Source organism: Henriciella sp., assembly GCF_029936995.1.
Taxonomy (GTDB): Bacteria; Pseudomonadota; Alphaproteobacteria; order Caulobacterales; family Hyphomonadaceae; genus Henriciella.
The window spans coordinates 63,026-76,465 of record NZ_JAPYRE010000008.1 but is presented as its reverse complement, the minus strand read 5'-3'; the positions used below and the strand labels follow the sequence as shown (position 1 = coordinate 76,465).

Here is a 13,440-nt window from a genome sequence, read left to right as displayed (position 1 = left end):
CGGCCCTTCTGTCAGGCCTTTTCCTGCGCTCCTCGTGGGCAATCACGCTGCAGGCCATCGGCGAGTTGAAGCAGCAGAAATCCGGCGCCGCATGTTCGACGGCAAAAGCCTCATGAAGCTGCGCATTCCGCCCTTGCTCCAGTTCCTGTTTTGCGCCGGTCTTGGCTGGATGGCATCCCGTCTTTCACCAGGTCTGGATTATGATCCGGGGCTTGCCGGCCATGCCATCGCGGCAGGTCTGGCCTTGGCTGGCGCAGCGATTCTTGCCGCTGCAGTTGCCGCCTTCCTGATAGCTCGCACGACGGTCAATCCGGTCAGGCCGACAGATGCCGGGCATCTGGTCACCACCGGACTCTATCGCGTCTCGCGAAACCCGATGTATCTTGGCTTTGCCCTTGTCCTCGTCGGCCTCGCCATCTGGATTGCCAACGGTGCAGCCTTGCTCGCTCCGCTGGTATTTGTCGTCATGATGACGGTCCTGCAAATCGACCCGGAGGAAAAGGCACTCAAGGACATGTTCGGCGACGCCTATGACGCATATTGTCGGCAGACACGGCGATGGCTGTAGCCCATCGGATCGATGGCAAGTCATAGCCCCCCGGGTCTTTGACGGGTGCTCACCTCGCCGATGATGGCTCGCCTCGCACCAGTAATTTTGCGGCGATGGGCGAGGTAATCATCTGGATGACTGCATAAAACGCCGCTGGTATCGCAATCTCCGCCGGCAATCCGGATGCAGCCACGAACGCGGCGGCGATGCTAAACTCCTTTTTGCTCACGGTGAAGAGATATGTGATGATCTCCTTACGGTCGCTGGTGAACAATCTCGCCGTCAGGCCGAACATGTACCCCATCAGATTGAGCGTGAGAGCCGCGCCAGCAATCACGAAAGCAAACCAGCCATAGTCGACGATTGTCTCTGCATTCGGACCAACGACAGCAAGCAGGATCAGAAGATACAGAATCGAGCCACATCCTGCATAGGCGGGGTCATGGCGGGCAAGGAATGCCGGGAACCTGGTGCGCAAGCCGACACCAAGGATTGTCGGCAAGAGCACGATCAGCACCAGTTCCACAATGATCGACCCGAGCGGAACCGCCAGCTGCATTCCCGTCAGCCACAAAAACAGCACCGGTACGACAAATGGCGACAAGGCCGTGTTGACCGCGTTGAATACGGCGGCCAGGGCAACATTGCCGCGCGCCATCAGCACCAGAAGCGGTGACGAAACATCTGTCGGCAAAGTGCCAAGCAGGGTCTGTCCCGCAACGAGCGAACCTGTGCCAAAGAACATGCGCCCCGTCAGGAAACCGGCAATGGACATTGGACCATAGACAAGACCGAGCGCCAGCAACTGCCTGGAAGGTCTGCGAAGGATCGTTCGCACGTCCTGCACATTGAAGGTCAGGCTGATGACCAGCATTAGCAGCGCAAGCAATGGCCCGATAACGCTTTCAAGCCATAGCCCAGCTTCGGGAAGGACCAGCCCCAGGCCCGCAACCGCAATGACAAACCAGACGAGATTGGACTCAACGAAATAGATCAGTCTCATCATCGAAAGGGTCCACACGGGGCAGCAGGCGTTCTTAGAGAACGCGATTGGTCTCCGGGTCGAAGAAGCACCTGAGCGCTTCCTTGATGATATCTGTCTCCGTGGGACTTGTCCAAAAAGGCCTGTGTTTCCATGTCAATATACAGTTCCGACATCGGTCGAAGGCTCGCGCCTGCGTGCAAACTTCAAGTCAGCGCGAGAGGCACTTGTCCATCTATGGCTTCTGGACGGCCGGTTCTGAACAACGATCCCGGCGGATCAAAAAGCCTCAGTTGAAAGGCGGTCTAAATCGGCGGGCATCCGAAAGTCAGCCGCTGCACATCTGTGCGGGATCAGTCATTATTGATGAGCAGTGCGAATTGGGTGACTGGCTCGCGCATTGCGATAGCAGCCCGAGACGCCGTGGTCAGCTATCAAATCGTGAGCCAACATATTGTCTTCATGTGTTTGTTGTCGGTCTCTTTCTAGCACTTTCGTACCTTCATATGCCTTGAACACACATTCCAGTTTTACGGGCTTCGGTAGACCGGGCATAAACCACAGGCCCTAAATTTCCTTGCAAAATTAAAATAAGTATTTAAAATTGCAAGGATGATAAGAAGATCGATTCTGCCAAAAGTAGAGAAAGCACTCCGCCGCGAGGCAGCCGTTGCTCTAATAGGTCCGCGCCAAGTCGGAAAGACAACGCTTGCGCGCGAGATTGGCGACGCTTCTCCGTCTGTCTATCTCGACCTGGAATCGACCCCTGACAGAGAGAAATTATCCGATCCGTTACAGTTCTTGAAGCTCCACACCGATAAGCTCGTCATACTTGATGAAATTCACCGGGTGCCCGAACTATTTGACGTTCTGCGTGGCCTGATCGATGAGGGAAGACGCGAGGGTCAGGATAAGGGACGCTTCCTGCTCCTCGGTTCAGCCAGCATCGATCTCATGCGGCAGTCGGAAACACTGGCAGGCCGGATCGAGTATGTGGATATGAGCCCCCTCCATGCACTTGAAATCGCAAGCGAGGATGAAGCCAATACGCTCTGGCTTCGTGGCGGCTTTCCAAGAAGCTTTCTTGCCGAAGACGATGAGGAAAGTTTCGAGCGCCGGCAGAACTTTATCCGCACCTATCTGGAACGCGACATTCCTATGTTCGGGCCGCGCATACCGGCAGAGACACTGGAACGTCTCTGGACGATGCTCGCACATAATCAGGGTACCCTGCTCAACACCTCACAACTCGCGCGTAATCTCGGTATCACCTCTCCAACAGCGGCGAGCTACATTGACTTGCTGGTCGATCTGCTTGTCGTGCGGCGACTTTCCTCTTTTCAGGTCAATGCCGGCAAGCGTTTGGTCAAGTCACCAAAAACCTTTGTTCGCGATAGCGGCTTGGTGCATGCCCTTCTGGGGATTGAGACTTTGGATGATCTCCTGGGGCATCCTGTAGTTGGCGCGAGCTGGGAAGGTTTTGTCATAGAAAGCCTTCTGGCCGCGGCCCCGCGCAGGGCCAAAGCGAGCTTCTATCGGACGTCCGCGGGTGCAGAACTGGACCTCGTTCTGGAGCTTGGCGCCAAGCAAGGTGTCTGGGGCATTGAAATCAAACGCGGTCTGACGCCGAAGACAAGCAAAGGTTTTATCTCGGCCCTTGAGGATATTCAGCCAAAAAAGACATTTATTGTCTATGGCGGTACGGACCGATATCCGAAGGGCAACGGGATTGAAGTCATCAGCGTGAGAGAGCTGGCCAGCGAACTCTCAGCGCTTTCAGTCTAAAAGTCGAGCAACACCATCTTCCTCAATCCGCAGGTCAAACTGCCCGCGAGACATTAGAAGAACTGGAACAAAGCTCCGAGCCTCGCTCTATTTACTTGCGCCCGAAAGCCAGCAGACCGATTTTCTGCAGCAACTCACTGCACACACAGCGCACACGAAAGGCCACAACTATTTGTTTTTATTGTTCTTTTTAACTTATCCATCATAGGGGCAATGGAAAATCTATAGGTTTGATTTATATGCATTTTCACACAGCTTGATTGGGCTAAATCGAGAATGCGCGCACATAAAGTGGCGACGAGCGCTATACTTCCTTCCGGAAACTGGCGGGCCGAGGTCCATTGTAATGGCCGGTACGTTTTCAAGACTCTCGATCACCGTCGTGGCGCCGGAGCGTGGATAGTCGTAATGAAACGCCGCATCTAACGCGGCGAAAGTGTTTCCAAAACCCATTCCAGACATCTTGTTGATCTTGCCTACCTAATCGACCTCCACTTTGCGGACATGTCAGAGTGCCGCAAGCCCCTGCGCCACTCGAAGCCCTACTCGCCGAACAAATTCAAGCAGGATATCGGTCATTTCCGGCTTAACCGGATCGACCGGGAAGCGATTATCAGTTTTGGACGCCACCGGTCTATCGAAGATGCCGGTCATTGCAACGCCAGTCCTCGCGTTTGGCCTTGTCTATACAAGTGCCTTCGCTGACGGAAAGAGCCCTGATTGGTCTCGCATCTGAATGGGGAGGCTCGTCACTATGCCTCGCTGCCAGACGTTCTACATCCTGGGTTTCTCGCAATAGAGGTCCGTATCGATGTCACCCTCCCAGCGGGCCACGATGGACGCCACGCAGAGATCGCCAGTGATATTCACAACCGTTCGGCTCATGTCCAGGATCCGGTCGAAAGGCAAAATGAACCCCACAACCATGCCTGTCTGCGCCGGGGTCATGCCAATGGTTTCAAGCACGGCCGCCAGGAGGAAAAGAGATGCTGAAGGCACCGATGCCGTTCCCACCGAGACCAGCACTGTCGTCAGACCAATCAGCATGTAGTCGGTCATGTCCAGCGGCATACCAAACGCCTGAGCGGCAAACACGGTAACGATGGCGACATACATGGCAGTTCCGTCCATGTTGATCGTCGCGCCCAGCGGCAGAACCGAGGAGGCTACTGCCGGCTTGATTCCCAGATTGTTTTCAGCCGCAGACATGCTTGCCGGAAGCGTGGCCGAACTCGACGAGGTTGAAAAGGCAACGAGTTGCGCCTCCCTCACCCCCTTCAGGAAAGGCCCGACCGGAAGCCTGGCAAACAACCTGACGAAAAGTGTGTGCGTCAGCAGGATGTGACAAACACATCCCGTCAGGACGACCGCAGCCAGCATGAAAAGGTAGAGGAACGTCTCCGGCCCGCTTGTTCCCATAACAACAGCCACAAGAGCGAACACCCCGAAAGGGGCAGCTTCCATGACAATGCCCGTCATCTTCAGCATGAGGTCAGAGCCCGCCGTAAAGACATCCCTCAATGGCTTTCCCGAAGGCCCGACCAGGAGGAGTGTGGTCCCCGTCAGCAGGGCAAAGAAGATGATTGCCAGCAGGTCGGCATTGGCGAAAGCCTCGAACGGGTTCTCAGGAACAATCGCAAGAAGGCGTTCGGTTAACGACACAGGCGCGCCAATTTCAGCCGGAGCCGCAGTGGAGAGATCAACACCGGCCCCCGGTTGCAGCACGGCCGCAAGCAATAGCCCGATCAAGATTGCAAACGCCGTTGTCAGCAGGAAAAGTAAAGCAGCCTTGCCGCCGATCGATCCGAGACGCTTCGGATCGTCCATGGAGATCACCCCGGAAACCAGCGTCAAAAAGACCAGCGGCACGATCATCATCTTGATCAGGCGGATGAAAAGTTCGCCAATCCAGGAGATTGCAGTGACACCTTCACCGATCAGCAGCCCTGCAATCGCCCCCAGGACCAGCGCCAGCAGGATCCGCTTCCACAGGACAATACCGAACCACCCTCTGAGAGAAAGCGTCATGAACACGACTCCGGTTTGAGAAAAGGTATGAGCCCGGACCCGGCTTTCTGCCTGGACCCGGGCTCATTCAGGAAGGACGCGCTAGAATTCGAAACGCGCGCCAACCCGGAAAACACGGCCAAGCGTGTCGTAAAGGCCCGGATTGGTCGAGGAATTGCCATATGCGCTGCCACCGGGGCCGTAAGCGACAATGGCGGGATCCTCGTTGAAGAGGTTTGTGACTTTCAGGAATGGCTGAACATAGCCGCCACCCAGTTCAAAATCATACGACGCGGCAAGATCGATATAGAACGCCCCATCGATATGGTTGCGGTTGATCGTGCGGTTATCGATCGTTGAGGCAGGGCAGGCCGTCGTACAGACCACATAGCTGTTGTCGTAGACGCCTTCGCTGATGCCACGTCCGATGAGGTTCAGCGTGAGAGCCTCATTGGTGTAGGTCAGCATCATGCGATAGAGAAAGTCTGGCGGACCTTCTCCGATATTCTGACCCACCGTATCGGTCGGCGTATCAATGCCATTGTCAGAATAATTTTCGAGGAAATGGGTGCCCATCGCCCGGATCATGATGTCTCCGGCCAGGCTTTCTGAAATGTCTTGCAGGTTCACAGAGTAGGCAGCTTCAAAGTCTATGCCCCTGGCTCTGGAGAACGCGAAATTGAATGGGCTCACCTGGATCGATTCAATAACGTCTGCGCCACCGGCTGATGCGCCCCTGACAATCGAGCTGCAATACTCCTGCTGCCCCTCGAAACAGCGGTCGACAATCGTCTGCGCGGTCACCGTTCCAATCGCATCATTGATCTCGACTTCATAATAGTCAGCCGAGAGCCTCAGGCCCGGTGCGAATCTGGGTTGGACAACAACCCCGACATTCCACTGATCAGCCTCTTCGGGATCCAGGTCGAGATTGCCGGACGTAGTTTCCCGGAACTGGACCACATCATTATTATTGAAGGGGTCAATCAGGTTGTTCGTCCGGGTAGAGCCTGTCTGGAAGAGCTCTGCCAGGTTGGGAGCGCGGATATCGCGAGAGCGTGTTACACGGAAAGTGATATCCGGGATCGGCTCATATGTCGCCCCGGCCTTCCAGGTCGTCACCATGCCCGATGTACTGTAATCGGTCACACGGACGGCACCGTTGAAGTCCAGCCCGTCAGCGACCGGGAACAGGGTTTCGAAATAGGCTTCCGTGACATCGTAGCTACCGAAGGTCGGCTTGTAGTTACCGACAAACCAGCCAGACTGGAATTCCTGCGGCACATAGCCTGAAACCTCTTCCGTGCGATGTTCTATGCCGGCTGCACCGGAAACGAGCCCCGCCCAGTTCTCGAAAAGGTCTCCGGATATGTTGGCCGCATAGACTTCCTGGGTAAACTCATCTTCCCGGTACGGATTTCCAATGACCCAATCGACAGCGGCCTGGCTGTTCACATCTATGCCAAAACGGTTGAAGGGAATGCACCCATTATCCGGATCGCTGAGCGTAGACCGGCAGACGATATCGCCAGTGCCGGGGTCGACCACAGCGTCCTGCGCCATGGAGAGCCGGGCATTATTGGTAATATCTGTGGCAATGACCTTCGTTTCTGTCTTGCCGTACTGGTAATAAGCATCCCATTGCCAGTTGCGCCCGATAAAATCGAATGCACCGTTCGCGCCAAGCACATAGCGCTGCACTTCGCGCTCATTATCGGTTTTGCGAAGCGGCAGGTCGGCGTTGGTTGTGCCAAGGCGGAACTGGGAAATCCCCTGATCCTGAAGCTGCTGCCTGACGGAGTCGGGGAGGAAAGCATTGTCTGCCTGAATGACAACATTGCCCTGGTTAGCTTGCACGCCAGTCCAGCCAAGCGACTCATGGCTGTTCCACGCCGCCTGGCCATACACTTCCAGATTATCGCTGAATTCCCAGCTGAGACGACCGAACAAGCCGTCGCGGCGTTCGTTAGCGTGCAAGGACTGACGGTCATTTGTCTGGGTGTATTCCCAGTCCCCGCCGATCATCCATGCGCCATTGGAAGCACCATAGTTCAACTGATTAACGGTTCCGCCCTGGCCGAAATAAGTGCCGCGCAAAGGCGTGTCGACGATGATGCCGCCCGGGGTGGCAATCGCAAGCCCCGCCCCACTCGTGAGGAAACGCTCCGGCTCGCCATTTCCAGCCGCATAGGCAGGATTGTTGACGATATACCAGCCATCATCGTTCCAGTCCCGGGGGTTCCCGTAGATGCCTTCCCGGTCAGTGTACTCCCCGTTCAGCAGCAGGTGTCCACGGCCATTGCCAAAACTGGTGCCAGCACTGAGATTCACCCGGAAACTGGCATCATCGCCATAGGTGGTTTCGCCGCCCTCGATCGAGCCTTTGATACCCTCATAATCGGTGTCGAGAATGAAGTTGACCACACCGGAGACCGCGTCAGAACCATAGGCCGCCGATGCACCTCCGGTCACGACTTCAACACTCTCAATAAGCCCCTGCGGGAATGTGTTCACATCAACGGCGCCCGTTACAGCCGATGGCACGGATCGTTGTCCGTCCAGCAGAACGAGCGTTCTGTTTGTGCCGAGCGCCCTGAGGTTCAGGGTATTCAGCCCCGCCATACCGGAACTGATGTAGAGGTTGGTGGTGGAAGGCTGGAGGCTCCCGACGACAGAGGGCAACTGGTTCACGAAATCAGCGACATTTGCCGGCGCGTTCGCTTCCAGTTCCTGCTCACCGATGACGGTCAATGGAGATGGGGATTCGAAATTACTTCGCGTCAGGCGACTGCCCGTCACGCTGACAGCCTCAAGCGTGGTCAGCTCATCCTCTTCCTCAGCCGGTCCAGAGGCTTCAACAACTTCAGGCTCAGCATCTTGCGCAAAGGCGACAGGACTCGCCATCGCGGTTGCCATAACGATGGATGAAACCCCAAATGCGAGTCTTCTCCGGCGGAACATTCGCCCCGGCGTCCGCTTGCAGTCATCAACGAAAATCTCTTGCAGTGACATTCTTTCCCTCACTGTTGGCATCCATGTTCGGCCGGATTGATCACCCGTGCCATCTCGGTAAACGCTGAAGCACACACGCCCTTACATTTAAGCACTCGCATATAATACTGGCGCTTCCCCACCTATTTAAACTGTCACAATATTTTTACACGTGACATCATAAACAAATCTGCATTCCAAAATTTCCATATATTCTTCTATTTTAATAGACATATTGGATATACACTTTTGTGTGGATACTTTTTACTTTATCGACTAGCCACAATACTGACAGCAGCGAATCTCAACGGTCAACAGATCAAGCATTTCTGAATTTTCGCAATTCCATAACCTAATGTTATGGGGGAAATTCGATTTGCGGCACCAACAGGGGAGAAGAGAAATGTCCATAGGCTTCCAGACCATGAGCCTCAGGCACGTCGAGGTTTTTCACGCCGTATATCAAACAGGCTCCGTAAGTGGCGCAGCTCGCGCGCTTCATGTCTCTCAGCCCTCAATCAGCAAGGTATTGCGTCACGCCGAAAGCCGGATTGGATTTACACTTTTCAATGTCGTGAAGGGGCGGCTTGCCCCGACAGAAGAAGCCCACATCCTGTTCCGCCAAGTGAAGGATGTGTATGAGCGTATCGAAGCGCTTCATGAAGCGACGAAGAACCTTCGCAACGGCACAGGCACCCGGCTGCGCATTGCCGTCCTGCCCTCACTCGGCCTGGAAGTGGTTCCGCGCGCAGTCGCCTCATTCCGTGCTGACAATCCGGAGGTCAGCTTCAAGTTGCTCACCTTCCACAATGATGAAATTCTGAAATCCCTGTATGAGCGCAATAGCGAGTTTGCCCTTACTCATGATGCACCCCATCATCCACGGCTCTCCTCCAGGAAAATCGGTGAAGGTGAACTGGTCCTGCTGTTCCGGAAGAGTGATTTACCCGCCCCACCAGAACGCATCTCACCGGACATGCTGAAAGACCGCGAGCTAATTCATCTGTCAGGCTCAGGCACGATTGGAACACTCTTCTCAAACAGCCTGACACATGACCTCGCTGGCGAAATGGCGATCTCTGTACAGACATACTACATCGCCGCATCGCTGGTACGACATGGTGCCGGTATGGCGATCGTCGATGAATTCACTGCGCGCGCAAGCCTTGCCCCGGACATGGACTACCGTCCCCTCGATGCAGAATCGACTTTCGAAATCTTCTGCGTCCACCTGGAAGACCGGCCACTGTCACAGTCCGCCAACAATTTTCTTGCCGAACTTCAGAAAAGGTTCCGGGACCAGAAGAGGACATAACTCAAGGTTATATCCTTCGAATACATAGAATATTTTCTCAGCGGCCCAGACAGGTTTGGATGGAGGCCAGAACCTCATAACTGCCACGAGAAACACCATATGATTGCCGCCCCCTACCTTCTCTTCCTGGGAAATGCTGAAGAGGCTCTTTCGATCAAGACATCACGCGGGATTGCCCAATGGCGCCCTGAGCTCTGTGTGGGTGAATATCGCGGCCCGCAATGCACTGTTACAACAGGCCAGCCTCAGATGGATTTCGCAGAAGCTGTATCGCAAGGCGCGAAAACCATGATCGTCGGTCTTGCTAATGCTGGCGGGTATCTCGATGAATATTCCATCAGCTCCGTTATAGCCGCACTGGAAGCCGGGCTGGATGTCGCCTCTGGCCTGCACCAGTCCCTCGCGGAGCACCCCGAAATCGCACGCATTGCAAAGGCGACGGGCCGCAAGCTCCATGACGTGCGCAAACCACCGGCCGACCTGCGTGTCGGAAAGGGTTACCCGCGCGCAGGCAAGCGCCTGCTTACTGTCGGTACAGACTGTTCCGTCGGCAAGATGTACGCGACCCTCGCGATCGAGCAGGAAATGCAGCGCCGCAAACTCTCGGCCGATTTCCGCGCCACCGGACAAACCGGTATCCTCATCGCACAGTCCGGCATTCCTGTTGATGCGGTCATCGCCGATTTCATCTCCGGCGCCGTGGAGCAAATTTCACCCGCCCGGGAAGATGATGGCTGGGATCTGATAGAGGGCCAGGGATCGCTTTTTCATCCATCGTATGCAGGTGTCTCTCTCGGCCTGCTGCACGGCGCACAGCCAGACGCGCTTGTCCTTTGCCACGAACTGGGCCGGGAACATATGCGCGGCATTCCCGGACGGCCCCTGCCCGACTTAAGGGACTGTCTTGAACGAAACCTTGAAGCCGCACGCTTGACCAATCCCGATGTTCAGGCCGTCGGGGTGGCTGTGAACTCATCGAAGCTTCCCAGGGATCAGGCCTTACGTGCCTGCGCAGATATTGAGGATCTGCTCGGCCTGCCGTGCCAGGACCCGATCGCTCATGGCGTTGCAAAAATAACCGACAGGCTTTCCGAATGCTTCGAACTACACGCAGTCGTATAGAGAAATTCGCCTTACACACGCCGTTTCGGATTGCTCGAGGCACGAAAACGGCGGCTGAAGTGGTCAGCGTCACGATTGTGCAGAATGGCATAGAGGGTCGCGGGGAAGCCGTTCCTTACGCCCGGTATGGCGAAACCCTGCAAAGCGTAAGTGATCAGATCGCGGGACTGGCGCCCGAACTTGATCGAGGCATGGGACGTGACGGCCTTCTGGCCGCCCTGCCCGCCGGCGCAGCGAGGAACGCCATAGATTGCGCGCTCTGGGACCTTGAAGCCCGGCTGGACAGCCCTGCGCCCACCACCCCTCACACCGAGCCTGTCATTACGGCCGTAACAGTCGGCGTCGACACGCCGGAGAACATGGCAAGAGCAGCAGCCATACTTGCTAACGTTCCTCTGCTGAAGATCAAGCTGAACGAAGACAATCCTCAGGCCTGCCTCGAAGCTGTTCGCAAAGCGGCGCCAGATCCGCAACTGATCGTTGACCCGAACGAGAGCTGGGATTTCGACATCCTTCAGTCGCTTCAGGAGCCGATGGCCGAACTTGACGTCGCATTCGTTGAACAGCCGCTCCCGGCAGGCGCAGATGACTGCCTTGCGGGCCTGGACCGGGCCGTTCCTGTCTGCGCGGATGAATCCTGTCATACGTCCCAGGACCTCAGCCACCTGTCCGGCCTTTATGACATCATCAATATCAAGCTCGATAAAACAGGCGGGCTGACGGAAGCCCTCGCCCTGTACGAAGCCGGGCGCGCCAGGAACTTCGGCATCATGGTCGGATGCATGATCAGTTCGTCTCTCTCTATCGCGCCTGCCCTGAAAGTCGCCAGACATGCCGACTATGTGGACCTTGACGGTCCGGCATGGCTTGCAGACGACCGCGAAAATGGTGTCGCCATAGAATGCGGCATGATTCACCCACCACCGGCAGATTTCTGGGCAGCCCTCACGCCACCCCTGCCTGTCCCGCCCGTCAGGCGGAATGACCAGATCGGCAAATTCGCGCTAAGGAGAACAAGACCATGAAGATCTATCGGACCAGCTTGAAGCGTAAGCTGTATACAACAGGCCTCAGCCTCACACTTATCTCTCTGGCTGGTTGCGCCGCGGCGGAACCTGCAGAGCCACAGACAGTTGACCTTCTGATCGAGAACGGAACGCTCTTTGATGGCAGCAACACCGCCGGCTCGACCGCGGATGTTGCGATCTCGGGCGACCGCATCGTTTTTGTCGGTCAGGCTAGCGAACAGCAATTTGTCGCCACTCGGTCGATAGACGCTGAAGGGCTGGTCGTGGTGCCGGGCTTCATTGATCCGCACACACATTACTATGAAGATCTCGCCTCCGATGAAGCTGGAACGCGCCAGATCGCCCCGGCCCTTCTACAGGGTGTGACGACTGTATTTGTCGGCAATGATGGCGGTGGCCGGCCGGACATCGCCGCATCCATCGAAGAAGCCGAAACCGCTGGCATTGGCCCAAACATGGCAAGCTTTGTCGGGTTTGGCGCTGTGCGGCAGCAGGTGCTCGGATACTCGGACAGGGCGCCAGATGCAGATGAACTCGACACCATGAAGACGCTCGTGGCCGACGGCATGTGCGAAGGTGCATTCGGCCTGTCAAGCGGGCTGTTCTATGCCCCGCAAAGCTATGCCGAGACTGAAGAAGTCATTGCCCTCGCCAGGGAGGCTTCAGACAGGGGAGGCGTCTACGACACCCATATCCGGGACGAGTCTTCCTACACGATTGGCCTTCTGGGAGGCGTGGAAGAAGTCCTTGAGGTTGCCCGCACAGCTGAACTGCCGGCACATATAGCTCATATCAAGGCTCTGGGTGTCGATGTTCACGGCCAGAGCAAGGACGTTATTTCCCTGATCGAGAATGCTCATGATGAAGGGCTCGTCGTGACAGCCGACCAGTACCCGTGGACCGCATCCGGAACGAGCGTGTCCTCCTCGCTTCTGCCACGCTGGGCACAGGTGGGTGGCGAAGAGGCCATGCTTGCACGCCTCACGGACGCTGACGATGCCCCGAAAATTCGTGAAGCCATGCGTGAGAACATGCGCCGCCGCGGCGGCCCAGACAGCCTGCTTCTTTCCAGCAACACACGTGAGGAATGGATCGGCAAGACAATCGCCGACCTCTCGGCAGAATGGGAGATGGACCCTGTCGATGCAGCGGTACGCATACTCAAGGCCGGCGGCTCAAGGCTCGCCTCGTTCAATCAGAGCGATGAAGACGTCGAACGTTTCATGCAGCAGCCATGGGTTGTCACCTCTTCAGACGCCAGCAACGGCCACCCCCGCAAGTATGCAAGCTTCGCCAACAAGTATGCGACCTATGTCCAGGAGAAAGAAACAATTTCGATGCCGGAGTTTGTCCATCGCAGTTCCGGACTGACCGCAGAGACCTTCGGAGTTCAGGAACGGGGTTATATCAAACCGGGCTACTATGCCGATATCGCAATTTTCGATCCGGACACCTTTGCGCCCCGCGCCACTTATGTCGCCCCCGAACAGCCCTCGGTTGGAGTGTCCTATGTGTTCGTGAACGGGACACTGGTTGTAGACAGTGGACAGCTTACAAGCTCACTTGCAGGTCGCGGCCTCAAGCATACGCCAGCGCCGGGGACATGCGGAGATACGCCGGCATAACCACCATGGCGCAGCTGAATTCGCAGAAAACGAAT

Annotated in this window: 10 protein-coding genes; 6 read left to right on the top strand and 4 right to left on the bottom strand. The window is 56.2% G+C overall.

Annotation, left to right across the window (positions count from 1 at the left end):
* Positions 1 to 568 (top strand): isoprenylcysteine carboxylmethyltransferase family protein (locus Q1K31_RS15380; protein ID WP_300381476.1); only part of this gene is annotated, 568 nt, incomplete at its 5' end.
* 49 nt (positions 569 to 617) lie between these two features.
* Here the strand turns inward: Q1K31_RS15380 and Q1K31_RS15375 are convergent.
* Positions 618 to 1,556, bottom strand: a complete 939-nt coding sequence (locus tag Q1K31_RS15375; RefSeq protein ID WP_300381473.1) for a bile acid:sodium symporter family protein — start codon at positions 1,554 to 1,556, stop codon at positions 618 to 620.
* 588 nt (positions 1,557 to 2,144) lie between these two features.
* Between Q1K31_RS15375 and Q1K31_RS15370 the strand changes: the two genes are divergently transcribed.
* Entirely contained in the window at positions 2,145 to 3,317 is a 1,173-nt protein-coding gene (locus Q1K31_RS15370; RefSeq protein ID WP_300381471.1) for an ATP-binding protein, read from the top strand.
* A gap of 507 nt (positions 3,318 to 3,824) precedes the next feature.
* Here the strand turns inward: Q1K31_RS15370 and Q1K31_RS15365 are convergent.
* The 3 genes from Q1K31_RS15365 to Q1K31_RS15355 form a co-directional block, all read right to left on the bottom strand.
* Complete coding sequence (locus tag Q1K31_RS15365) at positions 3,825 to 3,971, bottom strand: hypothetical protein (RefSeq protein ID WP_300381468.1); 147 nt, start codon at positions 3,969 to 3,971, stop codon at positions 3,825 to 3,827.
* Between the two features lie 120 nt (positions 3,972 to 4,091).
* On the bottom strand, positions 4,092 to 5,345 hold the full coding sequence (locus Q1K31_RS15360; protein WP_300381466.1) for a dicarboxylate/amino acid:cation symporter: 1,254 nt from the start codon (positions 5,343 to 5,345) through the stop codon (positions 4,092 to 4,094).
* Positions 5,346 to 5,426: 81 nt separating this feature from the next.
* Positions 5,427 to 8,336 carry a TonB-dependent receptor gene (locus Q1K31_RS15355; protein ID WP_300381463.1) on the bottom strand — a complete coding sequence of 970 codons (2,910 nt, stop codon included), beginning with the start codon at positions 8,334 to 8,336 and terminating at the stop codon, positions 5,427 to 5,429.
* Positions 8,337 to 8,718: 382 nt separating this feature from the next.
* Here Q1K31_RS15355 and Q1K31_RS15350 point away from each other — a divergent pair, with 382 nt between their 5' ends.
* The 4 genes from Q1K31_RS15350 (at position 8,719) to Q1K31_RS15335 (ending at position 13,405) form a co-directional block, all read left to right on the top strand.
* Positions 8,719 to 9,630: a LysR family transcriptional regulator gene (locus Q1K31_RS15350; protein ID WP_300381460.1), complete on the top strand. Its 912-nt coding sequence runs from the start codon at positions 8,719 to 8,721 to the stop codon at positions 9,628 to 9,630.
* Positions 9,631 to 9,729: 99 nt separating this feature from the next.
* Positions 9,730 to 10,752, top strand: a complete 1,023-nt coding sequence (gene dgcN, locus Q1K31_RS15345) for an N-acetyltransferase DgcN (RefSeq protein WP_300381457.1) — start codon at positions 9,730 to 9,732, stop codon at positions 10,750 to 10,752.
* The gene (gene dgcA / locus Q1K31_RS15340; protein WP_300381455.1) at positions 10,725 to 11,777 is read left to right on the top strand and encodes an N-acetyl-D-Glu racemase DgcA; all 1,053 of its coding nucleotides are present in this window, start codon (positions 10,725 to 10,727) and stop codon (positions 11,775 to 11,777) included. Before dgcN ends, dgcA begins: the two co-directional genes overlap by 28 nt.
* Positions 11,774 to 13,405, top strand: a complete 1,632-nt coding sequence (locus tag Q1K31_RS15335; RefSeq protein ID WP_300381452.1) for an amidohydrolase family protein — start codon at positions 11,774 to 11,776, stop codon at positions 13,403 to 13,405. Before dgcA ends, Q1K31_RS15335 begins: the two co-directional genes overlap by 4 nt.
* Positions 13,406 to 13,440 lie beyond the last annotated feature (35 nt).